The 23,485-nt window shown below is 58.6% G+C and carries 25 protein-coding genes; 13 read left to right on the top strand and 12 right to left on the bottom strand.

What is annotated here, in order from left to right; genetic code table 11:
- Positions 1-275: 275 nt before the first annotated feature.
- The 7 genes from map to R0J87_RS01340 all read left to right on the top strand — a co-directional run bounded on the left by map (position 276) and on the right by R0J87_RS01340 (position 8,082).
- Positions 276-1,067 (top strand): type I methionyl aminopeptidase, encoded by a 792-nt coding sequence (gene map / locus R0J87_RS01370; RefSeq protein WP_404344703.1) that lies wholly within the window; start codon positions 276-278, stop codon positions 1,065-1,067.
- On the top strand, positions 1,067-3,742 hold the full coding sequence (locus tag R0J87_RS01365; protein WP_404465012.1) for a [protein-PII] uridylyltransferase: 2,676 nt from the start codon (positions 1,067-1,069) through the stop codon (positions 3,740-3,742). Before map ends, R0J87_RS01365 begins: the two co-directional genes overlap by 1 nt.
- Before the next feature lie 122 nt (positions 3,743-3,864).
- A complete protein-coding gene (gene dapC / locus R0J87_RS01360) occupies positions 3,865-5,061 on the top strand; it encodes a succinyldiaminopimelate transaminase (RefSeq protein ID WP_498883834.1) in 1,197 nt (398 codons plus the stop codon).
- Positions 5,062-5,097: 36 nt separating this feature from the next.
- The gene (locus tag R0J87_RS01355; RefSeq protein WP_498883832.1) at positions 5,098-5,442 is read left to right on the top strand and encodes a Spx/MgsR family RNA polymerase-binding regulatory protein; all 345 of its coding nucleotides are present in this window, start codon (positions 5,098-5,100) and stop codon (positions 5,440-5,442) included.
- 69 nt (positions 5,443-5,511) lie between these two features.
- Complete coding sequence (gene dapD, locus R0J87_RS01350; protein ID WP_044629729.1) at positions 5,512-6,537, top strand: 2,3,4,5-tetrahydropyridine-2,6-dicarboxylate N-succinyltransferase; 1,026 nt, start codon at positions 5,512-5,514, stop codon at positions 6,535-6,537.
- Positions 6,524-7,696, top strand: coding sequence for a succinyl-diaminopimelate desuccinylase (gene dapE / locus R0J87_RS01345; protein WP_498883830.1), 1,173 nt, complete (start codon positions 6,524-6,526; stop codon positions 7,694-7,696). The genes dapD and dapE overlap by 14 nt, the downstream gene beginning before the upstream one ends.
- Positions 7,693-8,082: a hypothetical protein gene (locus R0J87_RS01340; protein ID WP_404344698.1), complete on the top strand. Its 390-nt coding sequence runs from the start codon at positions 7,693-7,695 to the stop codon at positions 8,080-8,082. The genes dapE and R0J87_RS01340 overlap by 4 nt, the downstream gene beginning before the upstream one ends.
- Positions 8,083-8,161: 79 nt before the next feature.
- Here the strand turns inward: R0J87_RS01340 and R0J87_RS01335 are convergent, their stop codons facing one another.
- A complete protein-coding gene (locus R0J87_RS01335) occupies positions 8,162-8,695 on the bottom strand; it encodes a cold-shock protein (RefSeq protein ID WP_308421437.1) in 534 nt (177 codons plus the stop codon).
- A 110-nt stretch (positions 8,696-8,805) separates the two neighbouring features.
- On the opposite strand from R0J87_RS01335, the gene R0J87_RS01330 reads away from it, so the two are divergent.
- Positions 8,806-9,054, top strand: coding sequence for a SlyX family protein (locus R0J87_RS01330; protein WP_188637541.1), 249 nt, complete (start codon positions 8,806-8,808; stop codon positions 9,052-9,054).
- A gap of 90 nt (positions 9,055-9,144) precedes the next feature.
- Here the strand turns inward: R0J87_RS01330 and ald are convergent, their stop codons facing one another.
- The 7 genes from ald to radC all read right to left on the bottom strand — a co-directional run bounded on the left by ald (position 9,145) and on the right by radC (position 14,578).
- Positions 9,145-10,260: an alanine dehydrogenase gene (gene ald / locus R0J87_RS01325; RefSeq protein ID WP_404465006.1), complete on the bottom strand. Its 1,116-nt coding sequence runs from the start codon at positions 10,258-10,260 to the stop codon at positions 9,145-9,147.
- 176 nt (positions 10,261-10,436) lie between these two features.
- Positions 10,437-10,874, bottom strand: coding sequence for an acyl-CoA thioesterase (locus tag R0J87_RS01320; RefSeq protein WP_404344696.1), 438 nt, complete (start codon positions 10,872-10,874; stop codon positions 10,437-10,439).
- Positions 10,875-10,929: 55 nt separating this feature from the next.
- Positions 10,930-12,120, bottom strand: coding sequence for a class I SAM-dependent rRNA methyltransferase (locus tag R0J87_RS01315; protein WP_498883826.1), 1,191 nt, complete (start codon positions 12,118-12,120; stop codon positions 10,930-10,932).
- Between the two features lie 81 nt (positions 12,121-12,201).
- Positions 12,202-13,023: a bifunctional DNA-formamidopyrimidine glycosylase/DNA-(apurinic or apyrimidinic site) lyase gene (mutM, locus tag R0J87_RS01310; protein ID WP_404465002.1), complete on the bottom strand. Its 822-nt coding sequence runs from the start codon at positions 13,021-13,023 to the stop codon at positions 12,202-12,204.
- Between the two features lie 186 nt (positions 13,024-13,209).
- Complete coding sequence (gene rpmG, locus R0J87_RS01305; RefSeq protein ID WP_009098622.1) at positions 13,210-13,365, bottom strand: 50S ribosomal protein L33; 156 nt, start codon at positions 13,363-13,365, stop codon at positions 13,210-13,212.
- Between the two features lie 37 nt (positions 13,366-13,402).
- The gene (rpmB, locus tag R0J87_RS01300) at positions 13,403-13,639 is read right to left on the bottom strand and encodes a 50S ribosomal protein L28 (RefSeq protein ID WP_038481085.1); all 237 of its coding nucleotides are present in this window, start codon (positions 13,637-13,639) and stop codon (positions 13,403-13,405) included.
- Positions 13,640-13,903: 264 nt separating this feature from the next.
- The gene (gene radC, locus R0J87_RS01295) at positions 13,904-14,578 is read right to left on the bottom strand and encodes a RadC family protein (RefSeq protein ID WP_159340979.1); all 675 of its coding nucleotides are present in this window, start codon (positions 14,576-14,578) and stop codon (positions 13,904-13,906) included.
- Between the two features lie 149 nt (positions 14,579-14,727).
- Here radC and coaBC point away from each other — a divergent pair, with 149 nt between their 5' ends.
- The 5 genes from coaBC to slmA all read left to right on the top strand — a co-directional run bounded on the left by coaBC (position 14,728) and on the right by slmA (position 19,518).
- A complete protein-coding gene (coaBC, locus tag R0J87_RS01290; RefSeq protein WP_498883821.1) occupies positions 14,728-16,002 on the top strand; it encodes a bifunctional phosphopantothenoylcysteine decarboxylase/phosphopantothenate--cysteine ligase CoaBC in 1,275 nt (424 codons plus the stop codon).
- Complete coding sequence (dut, locus tag R0J87_RS01285) at positions 15,999-16,460, top strand: dUTP diphosphatase (protein WP_498883819.1); 462 nt, start codon at positions 15,999-16,001, stop codon at positions 16,458-16,460. Before coaBC ends, dut begins: the two co-directional genes overlap by 4 nt.
- 42 nt (positions 16,461-16,502) lie before the next feature.
- On the top strand, positions 16,503-17,891 hold the full coding sequence (locus tag R0J87_RS01280; RefSeq protein ID WP_498883817.1) for a phosphomannomutase/phosphoglucomutase: 1,389 nt from the start codon (positions 16,503-16,505) through the stop codon (positions 17,889-17,891).
- A 97-nt stretch (positions 17,892-17,988) separates the two neighbouring features.
- Positions 17,989-18,888 (top strand): acetylglutamate kinase, encoded by a 900-nt coding sequence (argB, locus tag R0J87_RS01275; RefSeq protein ID WP_188637533.1) that lies wholly within the window; start codon positions 17,989-17,991, stop codon positions 18,886-18,888.
- Between the two features lie 21 nt (positions 18,889-18,909).
- Positions 18,910-19,518 (top strand): nucleoid occlusion factor SlmA, encoded by a 609-nt coding sequence (slmA, locus tag R0J87_RS01270; RefSeq protein WP_498883815.1) that lies wholly within the window; start codon positions 18,910-18,912, stop codon positions 19,516-19,518.
- 86 nt (positions 19,519-19,604) lie between these two features.
- On the opposite strand, the gene rpoH is transcribed toward slmA, so the two are convergent.
- The 4 genes from rpoH to ftsY form a co-directional block, all read right to left on the bottom strand.
- On the bottom strand, positions 19,605-20,474 hold the full coding sequence (gene rpoH / locus R0J87_RS01265) for an RNA polymerase sigma factor RpoH (RefSeq protein WP_188637531.1): 870 nt from the start codon (positions 20,472-20,474) through the stop codon (positions 19,605-19,607).
- Between the two features lie 198 nt (positions 20,475-20,672).
- Entirely contained in the window at positions 20,673-21,755 is a 1,083-nt protein-coding gene (ftsX, locus tag R0J87_RS01260) for a permease-like cell division protein FtsX (protein ID WP_498883812.1), read from the bottom strand.
- A complete protein-coding gene (gene ftsE / locus R0J87_RS01255; RefSeq protein WP_404344689.1) occupies positions 21,752-22,420 on the bottom strand; it encodes a cell division ATP-binding protein FtsE in 669 nt (222 codons plus the stop codon). The genes ftsX and ftsE overlap by 4 nt, the downstream gene beginning before the upstream one ends.
- Positions 22,417-23,485, bottom strand: a 1,069-nt coding sequence (gene ftsY / locus R0J87_RS01250; protein ID WP_498883810.1) for a signal recognition particle-docking protein FtsY, incomplete at its 5' end; no start/stop codon positions are given. The genes ftsY and ftsE, both read right to left, overlap by 4 nt.

Here is a 23,485-nt window from a genome sequence, read left to right as displayed (position 1 = left end):
TCCGACCAATGACAGCGCTAAGCGTTATCAGAGGCACCCGGGACCATGTGCCGGTGCATGTGTGTTTTCAAGGCTTGCTGTTAGGCAATACAACAATGCTGCATTGCGATTTCGTTGCCCTTTCACGCACCGCCGCCCAGTAAAGAAGCATTGGATGGCGATTGCAGGAAAGCGCGCGGCTTTATACCATAGATCATTGCCAAGATGAAGTCGCGGCCGCGTTTCGGCATTTAATTTGCGACCCATCACTTACCCAGAAGCCACATCGAGAATTCATGAACGTTCCTATTAAGACGCCTTCTGAAATCGAGAAAATGCGCGAAGCCGGTCGCCAGGCGGCCAGCGTTATCGAAATGATCACTCCCCACGTTAAAGCGGGTGTCAGCACTGGCGAGATCGACCGCCTATGCCACGAGTACATCGTTAACGAACTCGGCTCTGCTCCGGCCCCGCTGAACTACCACGGCTTTCCCAAAGCAACCTGTACCTCTATTAACCACGTGGTCTGCCACGGCATTCCTGATGACGCTAAGAAGCTCAAAAATGGCGACATCATGAACCTGGATATTACTGTCCGCACGCCAGACGGCTACCACGGCGACTCCAGCGTGATGTTCGTGGTGGGCGACACCATTCAGGGCGAACGCCTGTGTCGTATCACTCAAGAGTGCCTGTATAAAAGCATTGAGCTGGTCAAACCCGGCGTGCGCCTTTCTGAGCTTGCCCGTGTGATTCAGCAGCATGCGGAATCGAACGGCTACTCGGTAGTGCGTGATTTCTGCGGCCACGGCATTGGCGCGGACTTCCACGAAGACCCGCAGTTCCTGCACTACGACGGCTATGCACCGGATGCCGATATCCGCCTGGAAGCGGGCATGTGCTTCACCATCGAGCCGATGATTAACGTGGGCGGCTACAAAACCAAAGTGCTGCGCGACGGCTGGACCGCCGTGACCAAAGACCGCAGCCTTTCGGCCCAGTGGGAACACACCCTGCTGGTCACCGACACCGGCGTTGACGTGCTTACCGCACGCAGCGACGAAGACTTTAGCTTTCTGAACGCCTGATGCTCCTTCACCACTACCGGTTCGAGCCGGACACGTCGCTTTATGATCTAGACCTGTTTCGCACCGAGCTTGCCGGGTCGCGCTCCCCTATCGCCCCGTTTAAAGCCGCGCTGCGGGAAATCCAGGCACGCCTGGATGAACGTTTTCGCGCCGGTAGCGATATTCGCGATCTGGTACGCGGCAGGGCTTGGTATCTTGACCAGCTTCTCTCCATCGCCTGGGCCCAGCATGCCTGGCCCGATGACGGCGTTGCGCTGGTGGCCGTGGGCGGCTACGGGCGTGGTGAACTGCATCCCCACTCGGATATCGACCTGCTCTTGCTGCTTGAGCACGACGACGACACGCCTTACCGGGAGCCTCTCAGCGCCTTTATCACCTTTCTCTGGGATATCGGCCTGGAAATCGGCCACAGCGTGCGCTCGCTCAACGACTGCGAGCGGGAAGCCGAAGCAGACGTCACGGTGATTACCAACCTGCTGGAATCACGCCTCATCGCCGGGCCGGAAAGTCTGCGCGAGAAGATGCGCGAGCGCCTGAGCACCCCGAACCTGTGGCCCGCCGACCGCTTTTTTGAAGCCAAGTGGCAAGAGCAAATTACCCGCCACTACCGCTATAACAACTCCGAGTACCACTTGGAGCCCAACTTAAAAAGCTCCCCCGGTGGCCTGCGGGATATCCAGATGATTGGCTGGGTCGCCAAGCGCCATTTCGGCACCGAGCAGTACACCGATATCGTCGCCAACGGCTTTATGAACGACGCCGAGCTGCGCATTCTCAGCCAGGGCCAAGCGTTTCTTTGGCAGGTGCGCTACGCCCTACACATGCTGACCGGCCGAGCCGAAGACCGCCTGCTGTTTGATCACCAGCGCACCATTGCCGAGATGTTTGGTTTCAAGGACACCCCCGAACGTCTCGCCGTCGAGCAGTTCATGAAGCGCTACTACCGCCACGTGACGGCCCTTGCCGGGCTCAACGACATGCTGCTGCAGCACTTCGATGAAGTGATTCTGCGCGGCAAAGAGTCGCTGGAAACCGTCAAGCTCAACGAGCGGTTTGAAACCAAAGGCGGCTACATTCAGGTGCGCTCTCGCAACCTGTTCCGCGAGCGTCCGGCGGCCATGTTGGAACTGTTCCTGCTAATGGCCAAGCATCCGGAAATCGAAGGCGTGCGTGCGGACACTATTCGGTTGATTCGCGACCATCGCCACCAGATTGACGACCACTACCGGGAAGACCCGCGCCACCAGCGGCTGTTCATGGCCCTCATGCGGGCACCGGGCAACGTTCCTCGCCAGCTGCGCCGCATGAACCGCTACGGCATTCTCGGCAAGTACCTGCCGGAGTTTGGCCGCGCTGTGGGGCTAATGCAGCACGACCTGTTCCATATCTACACGGTGGATGCCCACACCCTGCGCCTGCTGAAGTTTCTTCACGGTTTCCGCAAACCGGATGCCAAAGGCGACTTCCCTGTGGCGGCGACGCTGATCCACCAACTGCCCAAGCTCGACTTACTGTGGATTGCTGGCCTGTTCCACGATATCGGCAAAGGGCGCGGCGGCGACCACTCGGAAATCGGTGCGCGGGACGTTGAGCAGTTCTGCCAGCGCCACCATGTGTCTCAGCACGATACCAACTTGGTGAGCTGGCTGGTGGAGCACCACCTGCTGATGTCCATGACCGCCCAGAAGCGCGATATCAGCGACCCGGATGTGATCCGCGACTTCGCCCTCATCGTGCGCGACGAAACACGCCTGGACTACCTCTACGTGCTCACCGTCGCCGATATCAACGCCACCAACCCGACGCTGTGGAACGGCTGGCGGGCCTCGCTGCTGCGCCAACTGCACGCGGAAACCAAACGGGCCCTGCGCCGCGGGCTGAAAAACCCGCCGGACCGGGACGACTGGGTGCGCGAAACCCGCACCGAAGCGCGCTCGCTGCTGCAAACGGTCGGCGTCGATAGCGCGCACATCGACCAACTGTGGGAGTCGCTGGGGGAAGATTACTTCCTACAGTACGCGCCCAGCGAAATTGTCTGGCAGACCCAGGGCATTCTGGCGCACCAGCCGTCACCGCTGCCGCTGGTGCTGATCAGTGCTCCCACCGCCGATATGGCCGAAGGCGGTACCAAGGTGTTCATCCACACCCGCTCGGTGGATGACCTGTTCGCCGCCACTGCCGCCGCCATGGAACAGCTCGGACTCTCGATTCACGATGCCCGCATCGCCACGTCGCACAACGACTGGACGCTCAACACCTTTATCGTGTTGGATAGCCACGGCCAGCCAATTCGCGACGCGGAGCGCATTGAGGAGATGCGCAGCCACTTGGTAGAAGAGCTGGATGACCCGGACGACTACCCCGAGATCGTCACCCGGCACACGCCGCGCCAGCTCAAGCACTTCAAAGTGCCTACCGAAGTGGTGATCGAGCAAGACCCGGCCAATGAGCGCACCCTACTGGAACTGACCGCCCCCGACCGCCCCGGCCTGCTGGCTCGGGTGGGGCGCATTTTCATGGAGCAGGATATCTCGCTCTCAGCCGCTAAAATTGCCACGCTAGGCGAACGGGTTGAGGACGTTTTCTTCATCACTACCAAAGCAGGCGAGCCGCTCACCGACCCCGAACGCCAGCAGCAGCTTCGTGAACGGCTGATTGAGGTATTGGGGGTTTAACTTCGAATAAATGCACGCCCTGGTGGTTAGGTTTGAGCCTGCACCAGGGCTTGCCTATAATCGGCGGTTCGATAAATGGTTTTGCCTACCGCTCCCGCCCTTAAGCTCTCAACGGACGCATCATGAACGCTGATCTCAATGCCCTACATCCCTATCCGTTTGAAAAGCTGGCCGCTCTCAAAGCGAGCCTAACGCCACCGGCGGGACTGACGCACATTCCGCTCACCATTGGCGAGCCCCAACACGCTCCCTACCAAGGCGCGTTGGACGCTCTCATTGCCCACCAGCTAGAAATGGCCCGCTACCCAGCCACCAACGGCCTGCCCGCGCTGCGCGACACCATCGCCGCCTGGGCGACCCAGCGCTTTGGCCTCGCGGGGCTGGACGCCGAACGCCAAGTGCTGCCGGTGAACGGCACCCGCGAAGCGATCTTCGCCTTTGTGCAGGCCGCGCTAGATCGTACTCGCCCGGCCAGCGTGGCCGTGCCTAACCCGTTCTACCAAATTTACGAAGGCGCGACGCTACTGGCAGGCGGCGAGCCACTCTATTTAGACTGCACCGCCGAGAACGGCTTTCGCCCCGATTTTTCAGCGGTCAGCGCCGACGCCTGGCGCGACGTGCAGATCGTGTTTATCTGCTCGCCGGGCAACCCGACCGGCGCCGTCACGCCGCTGGCCGAGTTCAAACAGCTGATTGCCCTGGCCGATGAGCACGATTTCATCATCGCCTCCGACGAGTGCTACTCCGAGCTTTACCTAGACGAGAGCACGCCACCGCCAGGGCTTCTGCAAGCCTGCGCCGAGCTTGGCCGCGATGACTACCGCCGCTGCGTGGTCTTCCACTCGCTCTCCAAGCGCTCCAACCTACCAGGGCTGCGCTCTGGCTTTGTGGCAGGCGATGCCGACCTACTCGCCCCGTTTAAGCGCTACCGCACCTATCACGGCTGCGCCATGTCTCTGCCGCTACAGCACGCCTCCATTGCCGCTTGGCAAGACGAAGCCCACGTGCGCGCCAACCGCGACGCCTACCGCGAAAAATTCAGCGCGGTGACGGATGTGCTTGCCCCGGTGATGGATTTTCCCACTCCGGAGGCGAGCTTCTACCTCTGGCCTGCGGTGCCGGGTGGCGACGATATCGCCTTTACCCAGCGGCTATTTAGCGAACAGCACGTGAGCGTACTGCCCGGCAGCTTAATGGGTCGCCCAGGGCAAAACGGCCTTAACCCCGGCGCGGGTCGGCTACGCTTAGCGTTAGTGGCGGAGCTTGAGCCGACCTTAGAAGCGGCTAAGCGCCTTCGCCAACTGGTCGAGCGCGGCTAACGCGCCGCGCCGCTGAAAACGACGACAGGAGGCTCTATGCTGACGCTCTACATGATTCATAACTGCGACACCTGCCGTAAAGCGCGCAAAGCGCTGGACAACAAAGCGCTGATGTATAAAACCCACGACCTGCGCAAAGATGGCCTGTCTGCGGCGCTGCTTGAACACATCTTGAATCGCGCACCGCTGATTGAGGTGATCAACAAACGCAGCAAAACGTGGCGCGATCTTTCTGACGAAGAGAAAGATTTCGATGCCAACTCGGCGCGCCAGCTGCTGCTCACCTACCCGACGCTGCTGAAACGGCCGCTGCTGGAGCTCGACGACGGCTCCCTTCAGATCGGCTACCGCGACGGCGACTATGACAAGCTAAGCGGCTAACCCTGACTCGCTTTCTCACTCACTTTCTCTCACTAACTTTCTCTCACTAACCTCTAAGGAATACGCGTTATGCTGAGCTTCGCGCTTGGAATCGGCACCCAAAACACCCAGGGCGACTGGCTGGAAATCTATTACCCGGCCCCGCTGCTCAATCCGGACGCGAGCCTGGTCGCCGCCGCCAAGGAAGCGCTGGATGCACCGGCAGGCAATGCTCCGGTGAGCTTCCTGCCGGAAGATTGCACCCGCCTGGCCAAGGCGCTGGAAGCGGCAGGCCACTCCGAGCAGGCTGCCCTGGCCGAGTCTCTGGCCACTAGCCAGCGCCCGCTGGTGGCAATGTTCCTAGAGAGCGACCAGCCGCCGCAAACCGCACCGGAGGTGTACCTGAAGCTACACCTGCTGTCGCATCGCTTAGTGAAGCCCCACGGCCTGGACCTGACCGGCATGTTCGGCCTGCTGCGTAACATCGCCTGGACCAACGAAGGCGCGATCGATATCGAAGAGCTGCCCACGCGCCGCCTGAAAGCGCGCCTAGCGGGCCGCACGCTGTCCGTCGACTGCGTGGACAAATTCCCCAAAATGACCGACTACGTGGTGCCCACTGGCATCCGCATCGGCGACACCGCTCGCGTGCGCCTGGGCGCTTACCTGGGTGAAGGCACCACGGTCATGCATGAAGGGTTTGTTAACTTCAACGCAGGCACCGAAGGCCCCGGCATGATCGAAGGGCGTATTTCTGCAGGTGTTATGGTCGGCAAAGGCTCTGACCTGGGCGGCGGCTGCTCCACCATGGGCACGCTCTCGGGTGGCGGCAACATCATCATCAAAGTGGGCGAAGGCTGCCTGATTGGCGCCAATGCCGGTATCGGCATTCCGCTGGGCGACCGTTGCACCGTGGAAGCTGGCCTCTACATCACCGCAGGCTCCAAAGTGACGCTGCTGGATGACCAGGGCCAGGAAGTGAACACCGTTGCCGCCCGCGAGCTGGCGGGCCAAGACGACCTGCTGCTGCGCCGCAACTCACAAAATGGCCGCATCGAGTGCCTGACCAATAAAAGCGCCATTGCGCTGAACGAGGCGCTGCATGCCCATAACTGAGCCTGCCTCACTGTCGCCTACGCTGAAGCTGGCCTTTGAGCTGCTTGGCCGGGCGTCGGTGACCCCCGACGACGAAGGCTGCCAGGACCTGATGATCGAGCGCTTAACAGCGCTCGGTTTCCATATTGAGCAGCTGCCGTTTGGCGATGTGAAGAATTTTTGGGCGATTCGTGGCCACCACGGCCCGGTGCTGGCGTTTGCGGGGCACACCGACGTAGTGCCCAGCGGGCCAAACACCAGCTGGGAATTTCCGCCTTTCGAGCCCTGCATCGATGACCAAGGCATGCTCTGCGGGCGCGGCGCGGCCGATATGAAAGGCAGTCTGGCAGCGATGCTGACGGCAGTGGAGCGCTTTGTCGCGCGCTACCCTGATCATGATGGCCGCATTGCGTTTTTGATTACCTCCGATGAAGAAGGCCCGGCCATCGACGGCACCCGTGCGGTGGTCGAACATCTTCGCGAGCGCAATGACCGCCTGGATTACTGCATCGTTGGCGAACCATCCTCTACTGCTCGCCTAGGCGATGTGATCAAAAATGGTCGTCGTGGTTCTTTGGGCGGCGTGCTGCATGTGAAAGGCGTGCAGGGGCACGTGGCCTACCCTCACCTAGCGCGCAACCCGATTCACCAAGCGATGCCCGCCCTGGATGCGCTCGTCAACGAGCACTGGGATGCAGGTAACGACTTCTTCCCTGCGACCAGTTTTCAGATCTCGAATCTGCGGGCCGGTACCGGGGCGACTAACGTCATTCCTGGCGACGTGGAGGTAGTGTTTAACTTCCGCTACTCCACCGAAGTCACCCATGACGAGCTGCGCTCACGCACCGAAGCGATTCTGGACAAGCACGGCCTTGAGTACCATATCGACTGGACGCTGAACGGCGAACCGTTCCTGACAGCCGAAGGTGAGCTAGTGGAGGCGGCCATTCGTGGCGTGGAAGCCGTCACTGGCGAACGCCCAGCGCTTTCTACCAGCGGCGGCACCTCGGATGGCCGTTTTATTGCCACTCTGGGCGCGCAGGTGGTAGAGCTTGGCCCGCTGAACGACACCATTCACAAGGTGAACGAGCGCGTGCGCGCTAGCGACTTGGATGCGCTGAGCCGTATCTACGAAGCGACCCTTCAAGCGCTACTGACCACCGACGAGGTAAGCGTATGATGGAGCGGTTTCCGGATATCGAGGTGTATCTAGCGCAGATCACGCTGGATGACATTAACGCCTGGCTGGCCGATGTGCTGAGTGCACCACCCCTGAGCCCGGCTGGCAAAGGCAAGTGGAAAACCCGTGGCCAGCACCAAGGCGATAGCGTCCCGGTGCTACTGGTGGACAAAGCCGCCGATGGCTTTGCCAGCCTCTGGTTCGATAGCGGTCACACCCCTTGGCACACCGACCAAGAGTGCGCCCAACACGCCGCTGAAGCCCTGCAGGTAGAAGTCCGCTGCTCGTTAGGTGGCTGGCACCCTGGCGACGACCCGGACCGCTTTTGGCAGGTACTGCCCGATGGCCAAGAAAAAGCCATCGAATGGCCAGACTCAGGCCGTTAAACACAAAAACCCCCGCAGGCGCGGGGGTTTTCTTCTTTAGCACTATCAACGCTAATTTAGCACGACAGTACCTAAGCGTTTACTCAATAATGCTGACGTCATCGGCCTGAAGACCGCGATCATTTTTAATCACGTGATAGCGAACAATCTGGCCTTCGGCCAGCATACGCGGGCCACGACCACGAATCGCACGGAAGTGAACAAACACATCTTCACCGTTATCGCGGGTAATGAAGCCATAACCTTTGTTGGTGTTAAACCATTTTACTTCCCCCTCTTCACGGCCATCGTTGGGGTCGATGATATCTTCCTCTTCTTCATCGTCTTCCACCGCAGGTGCCGCTTGAGGCTGACGCGGCGCTGGTTTCACGCGTGCTACATCGGCCTTCACCACCATGGGAGGTGCCAGAGCAGCCGCCGCTAACGTGCCAATCAACAACATGATAAAACAGCCAACCGCGACAGCGGCATACACACTGAACGCAGCTTCGGCTAACCACTGTTCAGCTAAAGGTGCATTGGTTAAATGAACAATCCCCGCCAGAAGAAGCGGCGTGGGGGCGGCCAGTAAGATACTGATAAAGAAACAGCGAAAAACAACTTTTGGGTTCATAGATGGTAAAAGCTCTCTTGTTGTATGGGTAACAGACGAAGGACAATACTCGAACTACCAGGCCCATTCCTAACAGTACCGAGCATACTACACAAGGTGACGATGTTATCATGACAAACGAATTATCGCCTGCTGAGCTCTCTCAACGTCTTGAATCGATGGAGAGCAGGCTGGCTTACCAAGAGCACTGGCTGGATACCCTTGACCAAGCGGTGGCCCAGCAAGAGCGCCGCCTGGAAAAACTGGAGCAGCTAAGCGCGCTGATGCGCGAACGCCTACGCGAGCAGCATCAGGCGCTCCAGGCGGGCGATTCTCAGGGTAGTTTCCGCCCAGAAGACGATATCCCGCCTCACTACTAAGTCACGTCATTAAGCCACGGCAAGCGGCTTCTTGTCCGCCTAACCACTGCAGGGGTACCTCACGAATTACTTCACCCCCTGCTTCACGAACTATTTCACGATGCTGGCCGGATCGACGCTTTCCAGCCCAAAGGCATCCGCCACGGCGCGATAGGTGACCTTCCCGCTATGGACGTTAAGACCGGGCAGGAAGTGTGCATCGTCGGCTAATGCTTTCTGCCAGCCTTTATCCGCCAGCGCCAGCACGAAGGGCAGCGTGGCGTTGGTCAGCCCTAAGGTAGAGGTACGCGCCACGGCACCGGGCATATTGGCCACGCAGTAGTGCACAATACCATCCACGATATAGGTAGGCTCAGCGTGGGTGGTGGGCTTGCTGGTTTCAAAGCAGCCACCCTGATCAATCGCCACATCCACCAGCACGCTGCCCGGCTTCATATCCGCCAGCATGGCGCGAGTAATCAGCTTCGGCGCAGCGGCGCCTGGAATCAGCACGGCACCGACAATCATATCCGCCGTTCTTACCGCGTGATCCAGCGCATCCGCCGTAGAGTAGACAGTTTTGATGCGCCCCTGGTAGCGGTCATCCAGCACTTCCAGCCGGGCGATCGATTTATCTAAAATCGTGACATCCGCCCCTAAGCCCAGCGCCATGCGTGCCGCGTTCTCACCTACCACGCCGCCGCCAATCACGGTCACACTCCCTGGCGCCACTCCCGGCACGCCCGGCAACAGCACGCCAGAGCCGCCCTGCGCCTTTTCCAGGCTATGTGCCCCTGCCTGCACCGCCATACGGCCCGCCACGGTGCTCATGGGGGCTAACAGCGGCAGGCCACCTTTAGCATCGGTGATAGTTTCGTAAGCAATACAGGTAGCACCGCTCTTCATCAGCCCTTGGGTGAGGGACTTTTCAGCGGCTAAGTGAAGATAGGTAAACAGCGTATGCTCAGGAGTGAGACGCGCGACCTCTTCTGGCTGCGGCTCTTTGACTTTCAAGATCAACTCGGCGTTTTGCCACAGCGCATCAACGTTTGGCTCGATAGTCGCGCCTGCCTGTTGGTAATCGCCATCTTGAAAGCCAGCGCCTTCTCCAGCGCCAGTCTGCACGCTCACCGTATGGCCACGTCCGGTTAGCTCGCGCGCGCCGGTGGGCGTCAGTGCGACGCGGTATTCATGGTTTTTGATCTCTTTGGGAACGGCGATTTTCATGGTTGGCTCTCCTGATTCAGGCACATGTCGTACGTTGCTAAGTGCATTACAGCACAGCAAACAAGAACCACCACCCCTGGAGAGAAAAACAAAAAAAACGCCGGTTAAGGCGTTTTTTAGCAGAAGAATCTAGCGGTTAAGGGCGCTAGGCGAAAAAATCAACGCCCTGAATTGCGTTACCCCTCGGCCACGACTGCCCCACCATAAATACGCTGATACTCTTCAGGCAGGCGTTTCGGGCGGCCGCTTGAGAGCGCGACACAGGCAAACCGAGTGCGGGCGTTCAGCAGCGTTTTGCCATCCGCAACGCGCTTGAGCTGAAAGCGGCGCGTTAGGCTAAAACGGCCGTCACACGCCACGATCCACGTCGCCAGCTGCAGCGCGTCACCCGCAAAGGCGGGCGCGAGGTAGTCCAGCTCATGGCGGTGCACTACCATCGCCCGATCAAGGGCCTGGTAGCGCTCAAGGGATAGTCCCAACGCCTCGGAGTGTGCCCAGCTAATCTGCTCAACCCAGCGCAAGTACTCGCTGTTATTAACGTGCCGGTAGGCGTCTATCGCCTCAGGCAGTACGTTTAGGTCAATGACAAACGGGTCTGGCAACGCCCACTCCATGTGGCTATCTCCTTTCTGTGACTACCTCGCTTTTGCTAACCACTAATGACTGTACTCAGTCGCGGAAAACGCGCACGCCCAGCGCCTTCAGGTAAGACGTTTCCGGAATGGCCGGGTGTACCGGGTGATCCGGCCCTTGATGGCCCTGGAAGATTACTTGGCCCTGGCGGTCCTGGTGGCGCACTGCACCGCGCACCACATCGACCAAACGATCAGTCGCAAGGTGCATGGAGCAGGAGGCCGACAGCAGCAGGCCATCGCGACCCAGCAAACGCATCGCCTCACGGTTAAGACGCGAGTAGGCGCGCTCACCGTTGGGGATATCCTTACGCTTTTTAATAAACGCGGGCGGATCCAGAATCACTACGTCGAACTGTTCGCCATCTGCCTTCAGCGCCGCCAATGCCTCAAACGCATCGCCTTCACCGACAGCTACCTGCTCTTGAACGCCGTTCAGCTCGGCATTGCGCGCCACTTGCTCCAGTGCCGCACCGGATGCGTCCACGCAAAGCACTTCTGATGCACCGCTGGCCGCCGCCTGAACGCCCCAGCCACCCACATAGCTGAAAACGTCCAACACGCGCTTACCGGCCACTTGGCTGTTAAGCCAGGCGCGGTTAACGCGGTGATCATAGAACCAGCCGGTTTTCTGGCCGTTTAGCACCGGCACGGCAAAGGTGACGCCATTTTCGACCAGCAGAACTTCGTCAGGCAGCGTACCTTTGACGACTTCCACGTGGGCTTCCAGGCCCTCCTGGCGGCGGCCACCGGTATCGTTGCGGAAGACAATCGCGCTAGGCTTCACGACTTTTTCCAGCGCATCGACAATATCTTCTGCCAACGCCTGCATACCGGCGGTGTTGAGCTGCACCACCAGCACATCGCCAAAGCGGTCAATCACCAGCCCAGGCAACAGGTCACCCTCGCCATGAATCAGGCGGTAAAACGGCTGATCAAACATACGCTGACGCAGCGCCAGCGCCTGATTAAAACGGTGAACAAACAGCGAGCGATCCAGGCGCATCTCCGGGTCTCGAGACATGATGCGGCCGCAGATCAGCGAGTGAGGATTAACATAAGCAACGCCTAACGTTTTACCGTTGGACGCCTCTACCAGCACAGGCTCACCCGCTGCGAAATTTTTCAGGGGCGTTTCTTTGATGTCTACTTCGTTGGAGTAGATCCACAGATGGCCAGCTTTCAAGCGGCGATCAGCGTTTTTATTCAAGCGCAGGCGTTGGGTCACAACAATCTCCAAAAGAGCCAGCTTACCAAGCACACAGGCTCAGTAAGGGTAAGCAAAACAGTTCACCGCCCAAGGCGGTCATTAACGCTGGCAGCTAGGGCAAAACACGCTCGCTCGCTGGCCAAGCGTTATGCGTCGCAGCTCGCTGCCACAGCGTAAGCAGGGCTGGCCGTGGCGGCCATACACATTGAGCTGCTGGGCAAAGTAGCCCGGCTCGCCCTGCCCGCTGACAAAATCACGCAGCGTGGTGCCGCCCTGGGTAATGGCCGCTGCCAATACCTCCTTGACCGCCGCCGCCAGCGCTTCATAGCGCGCCAGCGATATGCGACCTGCAGCACGGCGCGGGTCGATACCCGCCATAAACAGCGCCTCTGCCGCATAGATATTGCCAGCCCCCACCACCACTTGGTTGTCCATCAAGAAGGGCTTCACTGCAACGCGCTTATTGCGCGACAGGTTAAACAGCCACTGGCCATTAAAGGCATCATCAAGCGGCTCTGGGCCTAGGTGGGCTAAGCGTTTGTCCTTGCTGCCATCGCCTTGCTGCCAATCGACAAACCCAAACCGGCGCGGGTCGTGGTAACGCAGCACGTAGCCACTGGCGGTCACCACATCGACATGATCATGCTTTTTCGGCAGATCGCCAAGGCGTGCAATGCGCAGGCTGCCCGACATACCCAAATGCCACAATAGCGTCGCACTGCCGTCTGCGAGGGGGATTTGCAGGTACTTCGCTCGGCGGGCAAGCGGACCTATTGAAGCCCCCACTAAGCGCTCCGCTAAATCCTCGGGCACCGGTACGCGCAGGCGCGGTTGGCGCACCAGCACTTCGGTGATCTCCTGGCCCTCAATATAGGGGGCGATACCACGCCGTGTGGTTTCCACTTCAGGCAATTCGGGCATGATGAAAGCCTATGATGACGACACAGTGACAGGGATGCCCACGACCCGGCATGTCACTGCCAAACGGCCAATCTGCGCATGCCAGCGCCGTAGAACCCTAACGATCAGATATGCAAAAACCCGGCTTTGGGCCGGGTTTTTCAACAGGCGCTCGCCTGCGGTGAAAGCCGATCATCGTAATCGCGATTACTTGATCTTTGCTTCCTTGTAGATAACGTGCTTACGGACAACCGGGTCGTATTTCTTGAATTCGAACTTATCCGGAGTGTTCCGCTTGTTCTTATCAGTGGTGTAGAAGTGGCCTGTACCGGCACTAGACACCAGCTTGATCTTATCGCGCATGGTTTAACTCTCCCAAAATGCTTCGTAAAAAGCTGGCTTAGATAGCGTCGCCGCGTTTGCGGATGTCAGCCAGAACCGTTTCGATACCTTTCTTGTCGATGATACGCATTCCTTTAGAGGAAACGCGCAGCTTGACGAAGCGGTTTTCAGATTCAACCCAAAAACGATGGGTATGAAGGTTCGGCAAGAAACGACGACGTGTCTTACGCTGGGAGTGAGAAACGTTATTACCAGTTACCGGACGCTTGCCGGTAACCTGACATACTTTGGACATGAGAGCCTCCAACCGCTTGGCGAGTTGTTCAAAACTGTCGGGCAAACCGGAGCAGGGAGGGAGTCGACGCAGTTAACCGCCTAGCTGTACCCAAATCCGTTATTCAACCCAAGTTCAAAGGTGGCACTTTATACCAGAGCACCTAGCTACCAGCAAGCGAAACCGCCCAAAAAGGCCAAAAAAGCGCGTTTTTGGACAATTTACTTAGAAAAAGGGCAATGACCTGAGGGTCGAGCACACGTCTTCTGCTGCTGAAAATTACTGCTATAGCCAGCCACGCTCGGCAAATGACACCACGTCACCGTCTCCCACCACAAAATGATCGAGTACCCGCACATCGAAGAGTGCGAGGGCATCTTTCAAACGTTCGGTGATACGTCGATCAGCATCGCTGGGCTCAGCCACACCCGATGGGTGATTGTGGGCCAGGATGACAGCGCCAGCGTGTAACTCAAGCGCACGCTTGGCAACTTCGCGGGGGTAAACGGATGCGCTGTCTAGGGTACCGCGAAACAGGGATTCATAGCGAATAATTCGGTGCTGAGTGTCTAAAAAAAGTACCGCAAACTCTTCATGCCCCAAATGACGCAGCTGTGAACTTAGGTAGTGACGCACTAACGCAGGTGAGGTTAACGCATTGCCACGCGCCAGTTGGCTGGCTAAATGCCGTCGTGAAAGCTCAAGCGTCGCCTGCAGTTGCGCAAATTTAGCGCTCCCCAGCCCCCGGGCAGCACAGAACTGGGTTTGGTCGGCTTCCAGCAACTGCCTTAAACCACCAAAGCTGGTCAGCAGGTCCCGAGCTAAATCCACCGCAGAGCGCCCCTGCACGCCTACGCGAAGAAAAATAGCCAGAAGCTCCGCATCCGAGAGCGCCTGAGCGCCCATATTGAGCAGCTTTTCCCGTGGCCGCTCACCCTCAGGCCAGTGATTAATTCCCATCGACGCCTCCCTGCCTCTTCACTTAATGAGTAATGCCTACCGCACATCTCACTATACCTAGCTTTATTAGCGCTCGCCTGAGCATGCCAAAATAAACAGCCAAATGGTATGGTAAGCCCCTTTCATGTTGCTCACATTGGACTCTTCCCATGGCATCACTAGCGCAATCTTGTCTATCGTCACTGGCCGGTAAACGCCTGCTGTTAGGCGTCAGCGCGGGGATCGCGGCGTATAAAAGTGCGCTCATTGTGCGTTTGCTGAAGCAGGCAGGCTGTGACGTGCGGGTAGTGATGACCGACGGAGCCCAGGCGTTTATCACGCCGCTCACCCTTCAGGCGCTCTCCGGTGAGCCAGTACGTACGTCGCTGCTAGATCCTGAAGCGGAAGCAGGCATGGGGCATATCGAGCTTGCTCGCTGGGCAGATGCCATTGTGATTGCGCCAGCCACCGCTGACCTCATCGCACGGCTGGTGCACGGCATGGCCGACGACCTGCTGACCACGCTGTGCCTGGCCTCTGAAGCGCCTCGACTGATCGCCCCTGCCATGAATCAGGCCATGTGGCGCCACCCCGCCACCCAGCGCAATGTGACCCAGCTCGCCGCCGATGGCTGGCAGTTAATCGGCCCCGCCGCCGGTGATCAAGCCTGCGGCGACGTTGGCCTAGGGCGAATGAGCGAGCCTGAGGAGATTATCGAAGCAATTCGCCACCATTTTGCTCCACCGCCCAGCCCTTCCGCGGATGCCCCGCATGTAGTGATTACCGCTGGCCCTACCCGGGAAGCATTAGACCCGGTGCGCTACTTATCGAATCACAGCTCCGGGAAAATGGGCTACGCCTTAGCAGCCGAAGCCGCCGCCCAAGGCGCTCGGGTGACGCTGATCAGCGGGCCGGTAAGCCTGCCCACACCACTAGGCGTTGAGCGCATTGAGGTAGAAACCGCCTTACAAATGCACGCTGCTGCGCTGCGCTTAGCCCCTGAGGCCACGGTGTTCATCGGCTGCGCCGCGGTCGCCGACTACCGCGCGGAGAGCGCCGCAGAGCACAAGCTCAAGAAAACTGACGACCGCGATACGTTAACGCTTACCCTGGTCAAAAACCCCGACATCATTGCCGACGTGGCCGCACTGCCAAGCGGGCAGCGCCCTTTTGTGGTTGGCTTTGCAGCGGAAACCCAGGACGTAGAGCGCTACGCCCAAGATAAACTGGCCCGCAAAGGGCTCGATATGATCGTCGCCAACGATGTTTCCCAACAGGGATTGGGCTTTGGCAGCGATAATAATGCGGCGCTACTACTGTGGCGTACGCCGCAGGGCAATGAGCAGCTTAGCGCGCGGCCGCAACCGAAAACGCAACTAGCCGCGCTGATTATTCATCAGACGCTGGCGCAACTCTCTTTGATTTCTTCTGGAGCTTCATCATGAGCAGTACCCGCCCCCAACTGCAGTGCAAGGTCTTGGATGAGCGCCTGCACGACTACCTGCCCTCTTACGCCACGGCAGGCTCTGCGGGCATGGATTTAAGGGCGCTGCTGGATGAGCCTTTAACACTCGCCCCCGGCGAATGCCAGCTCGTACGGACCGGCCTTGCCATCTATATTGAAGACCCGGGTTTAGCGGGAATGATTCTGCCCCGCTCTGGCCTGGGCCATAAACATGGCATTGTGCTGGGCAACTTGGTGGGCTTAATCGACGCCGACTACCAGGGCGAGCTGATGATATCGGTCTGGAACCGCGGCCAGGCAAGCTTCACAATAACGCCCTTTGAGCGGCTCGCTCAGTATGTGCTGGTGCCCGTGGTGCAGGCTGAACTCACACTAGTGGATAGCTTTACCGACTCCGCCCGCGGCAGCGGCGGTTTCGGCAGCACCGGCCGCCAATAAGCCCCCTTCGCCTTACGCTAACGTGTTGCTCAAGGATCGATAATGACCGTACCCGCTTCGATATTTCGTGCCTATGATATTCGTGGCATTGTGGATGACACCTTAAGTGAAGCCACCACCGAACTGATTGGCCATGCAGTGGGCTCAGAAGCTGCCGCGCGAGGTGAGCACACCGTGATCGTAGCGCGGGACGGTCGAACCTCGGGGCCACGCCTACAGGCCGCACTGATTCGCGGTTTGCGGGCGGCTGGGCAGGATGTCATCGACATTGGCATGGTGCCCACTCCGGTGCTGTACTTCGCCACTCACACCCAGCCCGAAAGCTGCTCAGGGGTGATGCTCACCGGCAGCCACAACCCACCGGACTACAACGGCTTTAAAATCGTTCTCAACGGCGAAACGCTGTCGGGCGATGCCATTACCCGCCTGTATGAACGCATTCAGGCAAACGACCTCACCCACGGTGAAGGCCGTTTACACACCCGCGACCTGCGAGAGATTTACCTCGCCCGTATTCTTAGCGACATCAAACTAACGCGCACGTTAAGCGCGGTGGTGGATTGCGGCAACGGCGTCGCTGGCGAGCTTGGCCCTCAGTTGATTGAACGCCTGGGGGTTTCGACCACGCCGCTGTTTGCTGAGATTGATGGGCGCTTTCCCAACCATCACCCCGACCCCGGCAAACCTGAAAACCTTCAGGATTTAATTCAGCACGTGCAGCAGAGCGGAGCGGACATCGGCCTTGCCTTTGATGGCGATGGCGACCGCCTGGGCGTGGTCACACCCCGCGGCAGGATGATCTACCCCGACCACCTGCTGATGCTGTTTGCTTCTGACCTGCTGTCGCGCAACTCCGGCGCGAAGGTCATTTTTGATATTAAGTGCACCGGCCATCTCGCTCGCGTGATTAGCGAAGCAGGCGGCGAGCCGGAGATGTGGCGCACGGGGCACTCGCTGATCAAAGCCCGCATGAAAGAGACCGGCGCACTGCTGGGCGGCGAGATGAGTGGTCATATCTTTTTCAAAGAGCGCTGGTACGGCTTTGATGACGGGCTTTACTCAGCGGCACGACTGCTGGAGATTCTTTCCCAGTACCCAGGCGACGCCGATGCGTTCTTTGACCAGTTTCCTCAGGATGTTAGTACGCCCGAAATTAATGTCAGCGTCACTGACGAAGAAAAATTCGCCATTGTCGAGACGCTTGCCAGAGAGGGCGACTTCGGCGAAGGTATCAAAACCACGCTGGATGGCATCCGCGTTGACTACGCCGACGGCTGGGGGCTGTGCCGCGCCTCCAACACAACGCCTGCACTAGTCCTTCGCTTCGAGGGAAAAGATCTCGCTGCCTTGGAACGCATTCGTGAGCGTTTTGAACAAGCGCTGCACAAAGTAGCGCCTGCACTCACCATACCGGCCACCACAACAGCATGATCGCGCCCTTAGAACGCGCGACGTGTTAAAAAGGCTGTGACAGCCATCCGCGCACAGTGACGCAACAGACATTAAAAAAGAGCAAAGGGACATCGTCATGAGTTCAGCTAGCCGCGACCCCCAGGTCGTTGTGGAGGTGCTGTCAGAAGCGCTTCCCTACATCCAGCAATTTTCCGGTAAAACCGTCGTGGTCAAATACGGCGGCAACGCCATGACCGAAGACACGCTGATCGACTCATTTGCTCGTAACATCGTGCTGATGAAGGAAGTCGGCATTAACCCGGTGGTGGTACACGGCGGCGGCCCGCAAATTGGCAGCCTGCTGGCAAAGCTCAATATCGAATCCCGCTTTGTTAATGGCATGCGCGTTACCGACTCGCAAACCATGGACGTTGTAGAGATGGTGCTGGGTGGCTTGGTGAACAAAAGCATCGTCAACCTGATTAACCAAAGCGGCGGCAAGGCGATTGGTTTAACCGGCAAAGACGGCGCACAAATTCGCGCCCGCCAGTTGAAGGTTGAGCACCAAAGCCCGGAGATGACCGCCCCCGAGATCATCGACATCGGTCACGTGGGCGAGGTGGAATCGATCTCGACCGATCTGATCGAAATGCTCGCCGCCCGCGACTTTATTCCGGTGATTGCGCCGATTGGCGTGGATGACAAAGGCAATAGCTACAACATCAACGCTGATCTAGTGGCCGGTAAGTTAGCCGAAGCGCTGAACGCCGAAAAGCTGATGCTGCTGACCAACGTGGCAGGCCTGATGAACAGCGAAGGCAAGGTACTGACTGGGCTCACCACCGCACAGGTCGACGGCCTGATTGCCGATGGCACCATTTACGGCGGCATGCTGCCAAAAATCCGCTGTGCGCTGGATGCCGTTAAAGGCGGTGTTAACAGCGCTCATATTATCGATGGCCGGGTGCCCCACGCCGTACTGCTGGAAATCTTTACCAATGCTGGTGTAGGCACCCTAATCACTGACGCAGAATAACCGCGACGGAGGGCAAGAGTCATGAGTGACGATCGCAAACCTCGCCGCCGCGAGCAAATACTGCAGGCACTGGCCGTGATGCTGGAAGAAGATAGCGGCAAGCGCATCACCACCGCCGCGCTAGCACGCCAAGTGGGCGTCTCTGAGGCAGCGCTTTACCGCCACTTTCCGAGTAAGGCGCGCATGTTTGAAGGGCTCATCGATTTTATCGAAGAGAGCATCTTTGCTCGGATAACGCGCATTCTGGACGACATTCCCGACGCCGCAACCCGCTGTGGCACGATTTTATCGCTGCTGATGGGGTTCGCCGAGAAGAACCCAGGACTTGCCCGCGTATTGGGCGGCGATGTGCTCACCGGAGAAACGGCGCGACTGCGCCAGCGGGTGCACCAGCTGTTTGAGCGCCTGGAAACGCAGCTTAAGCAGGTACTGCGAGAAGCCGAGCTGCGTGAAGGCCGTCGTACCAGCATTCCCTCCTCCGCCGCTGCCAATCTGCTGATCGCTCAAGCGGAAGGCCGCATCTCCCAGTACGTGCGCAGCGACTTCAAGCGCTTGCCTACCGAGCACTGGGAAGACCAGTGGGCACTGCTTTCTAGCCAGCTGTTGAGAGAAACCACTCAGCCTGCTTAAGGCCCTTCTTAAGGATTCAGCCCCGCTCAATAAAAAACGCCCTGAAGGCAGTACCTTCAGGGCGTTTTGACGAGCGCCTTACTGGATTACGCCGCGATAGCGGCATCGCCCATTTTCTGACGCAGCTTCTTCATCGCGTTCTTTTCAAGCTGGCGAATACGCTCAGCGCTGACGCCGTACACGTCGGCCAGGTCATGCAGCGTGGCTTTGTTATCGGTCAGCCAACGACGCTGCAGAATATCTCGCGAGCGTTCATCCAACCCTTTCAACGCCAGCTGCAGACGACGGGTGGAGTCTTCTTCAAAATCGCTATCTTCAAGCTGCGTTGCTGGGTCAGCGGAGGCATCATCAAGAAAATACGCGGGCGCTTGATAGGTGCTCTCTTCGTCATCGCTTGGCGAGGCGTCGTAGCCTGCATCAAACGCTGAGAGACGACCTTCCATATCGCGCACGACAGCGGGCTTTACGTCGAGATCTTTGGCGATGGCATCCACTTCATCGTTATTCAGCCATGCCAGACGCTTCTTCGCGCTGCGCAGGTTGAAGAACAGCTTGCGCTGAGCTTTGGTCGTGGCGATTTTAACAATCCGCCAGTTACGCAGCACAAACTCATGAATTTCTGCTTTGATCCAGTGAACAGCAAACGACACCAGGCGCACGCCTTGGTTAGGATCAAAACGCTTGACCGCTTTCATCAAGCCCACGTTGCCTTCCTGGATCAGATCCGCTTGAGGCAAGCCGTAGCCTGAATAACTGCGGGCAATGTGCACCACAAAACGCAGGTGTGAAAGCACTAAGCGGCGCGCAGCCTCTAGGTCGCCTTCGTCGTAAAGCCGGAATGCTAACTCGCGCTCTTCTTCAACGCTTAATACGGCAATACCATTAACCGCTTGAATATAACCTCCCAGGTCGTGACCTGGAGAGATTTGTCCCACCGGTAGAAGACTAGTGCTCATATGCAGGTGGTCTCCCTTAAAACCTATCGTGGTTGACGTTGTGGCGTAACATTGCCAGACGTCTTACGTTACCCCATAAGACCTTAGTTGAAGCGTAAGGTTCAAAGCGACCAATACGATGACTCGGTATATAGCGCTCAATGGGGTGGAAATTCCTGTTATCGCCCGCATAACACAGCATACTGCTAGGTAGATGACTTAACGCGGACGAATACTGGTGAGGTGGCGTGTCACCGCAAGCCATGCCCCCAACCAGCCTAATAGTGTACTGCAAGATAGCAGAATTGTAGAGCCTGTCACATCCAGCTGCGGCAACGTGAAGCTGGCACCATAACTTGCCGCCAGCGCGGCCACGGGCAGCGAAAGCCAATAATTGCCGAGCCCCAACAGGCCTAATGCCAGTAACCCACCGCCCACACCATACCACGCCCCGCTGTATAAGAAGGGTCGACGTACAAACGCATGGGTGGCACCAATCAGCATCACCACTTCAATTTCTCGGCGGCGGCTCTCTACCGCCAAGCGGATCGTGTTGCCTACCACCAGCAATACGCCAAACCCAAACAAGACGCCTAAGGCCAGCGCCACGCGACGGCCGAGCTCTGCCAAATGCCGCAACCGCTCGACCCAGGCTAAATCGAGACGCACTTCATCCACGCCGGCCAGCTCTTCAAGCCGCTGAGCCAGCCCCGCCATGGCCTGCGGGTCGACAGTTTGCGGCGCAATCACAATACTGGTGGGCAGCGGATTATCCTCAAGCCCTGCCAGCGTATCGTCGACGCCCAATGATTCCTGAAACTCCGCCATGCCCTGCTCTGGGCTAATCAGGCGCGTCCCAGCAACGCCTTCATCGGCCACCACGGCCTCTTCAATGCGTACCGCCTGCGCTTCATCCACGCTGACATCCAGGTACACCGTCAACGTTGCGCTCTCATCAAGCTCCGTATTGAGCAGCTTGGCACTGTCCAGCGTGAGCCACAGCGCGGCAGGCAATACCAGGGCAATGGCGATGGCCAACATCGTCAGCAGATTACCCAGCGGATGGCGCACCAGCCGGTAAAGGCTATCTAATGCCATGGCCCGGTGGTGTCGCCCCCAGGCGCGTAAGCGGCTGCTAAAACGCGTTTGCTGATAGCGTGCGCCACTGCGTGACGCGGCATCAGAAGCGGCGGCTTCCGGTTTGGCCAGCGAACGCTTGCGCGCTGTGCCGCCTTGGCGCGAGGTCGCTTGCCGAGGCGTAGCGGAAGGAGTGCCCGTGGAACGAGGAGATGAGCGCTTCATACGGCCCCCTCATCGCCGACCAACCGGCCATCCCGCAGCCGCAGGATGCGATGACGCAGGCGCGCGATCAGTGCGAGATCGTGGCTCGCGATCATCACCGTGGTACCAATGCGGTTGAAGTCTTCAAAGAGCGCCATGATATCGGCAGAGAGCTGTGGGTCTAGGTTACCGGTGGGTTCGTCAGCCAGCAGCAGCGCAGGCTTATTCACCACGGCGCGGGCAATCCCCACCCGCTGCTGCTCACCGCCAGACAGTTCCACCGGCAGCGCTTTCTCACGGTGCAGTAGCCCGACTTTATCCAAGGCTGCCCGCACCCGCCGCGCCGCTTCACGGGGTTCAACGCCTTGAATCTCCAACGGTAACGAGACGTTATGAAACACGCTGCGGTCAAATAGCAGCTGATGGTCCTGAAACACCACGCCAATCTGGCGGCGATAGAACGGCACCTGGCTGGCATGTAGTTGGGCAATATCATGCCCGGCTACGACCACTCGTCCACGGCTAGGCTTCTCTAGCCGCATAATCAATCGCAGCAGAGAGCTTTTGCCCGCCCCAGAGTGGCCAGTGAGAAACACCATTTCACCTCTCGCCACGCGAAAGTTAAGGTGCGCCAACGCATCAAAGCGCCCTCCGTAGCGCTTCCCCACATGCTCAAAGGCAATCATGCGCGGCCATCGTCTCCTTGGCGGTCAAACAGCGCGGTGACGAAGTCATCAGCATTGAAGGGGCGCAGGTCGTCCAAGCCTTCGCCCACGCCGATAAACCGAATCGGCGTTTCCAGCTGTTTCGCTAGGGCAAAGATAATGCCGCCTTTAGCGGTACCATCAAGCTTCGTTAGGGTAATACCGCTAATCGGCACGGCCTCATTGAAGGTACTGGCCTGGGCAATCGCGTTTTGCCCGGTGCCCGCATCCAGCACCAACATGACCTCATGGGGTGCCGTGTCATCGAGCTTCTGCATCACACGATGCACCTTTTTCAGCTCTTCCATCAGGTGGCTCTTGTTATGCAGCCGCCCAGCGGTATCCGCAATCAGCACATCCACGCCGCGAGCTTTAGCGGCCGCGACCGCATCGTAAATCACCGAGGCGCTGTCGGCCCCGGTGTGCTGTGCGATCACCGGCACGCTGTTGCGCTCACCCCATACTTTCAGCTGTTCTACCGCTGCCGCACGGAAAGTATCCCCCGCTGCCAGCATGACGCTCTTACCCTCACGCTGGAAACGCTGGGTTAATTTACCAATGGTGGTGGTTTTACCCACGCCATTAACCCCCACTACCAAAATGACAAAGGGGCCATCGCTCTCTTTTTCAAAACTCAGCGGCGTGGAGACCGGGGCCAACAGCGCGGCAAGCTCTTCCTGCAAGCCGCGATACAGCGCCTCAGGGTTATTCAGCTCTTTACGGGAAACCCGCGCCTCCAGCCGTTCAATGATGTCGCTGGTGGCTTCGATGCCTACATCTGCCATCAGCAGCTGGGTTTCTAGATCTTCCAGCAACTCATCATCAATATGCTTTTTGCCCAGGAACAGGTCGGCAAGGCCATCGGTAAGGTTGGCGCGCGTTTTACCCAGGCCCGATTTGATGCGCGCAAACCAGCCTTTCTTCTCACTTTTATCCGATACCGGCTTCTCTTGCAGCGCAGGCTTGGATGCTGGCTCTGGCTCTGGCTCTGGCTCTGGCTCTGGCTCTGGCTCTGGCTCTGGCTCTGGCTCTGGCTCTGGCTCTGGC

This window comes from Halomonas sp. SIMBA_159, from assembly GCF_046536035.1.
Classification (GTDB): domain Bacteria; phylum Pseudomonadota; class Gammaproteobacteria; order Pseudomonadales; family Halomonadaceae; genus Vreelandella; species Vreelandella venusta_A.
Note: the sequence above shows the minus strand (reverse complement) of the source record. Positions and strands in the feature narration are given on the sequence as shown.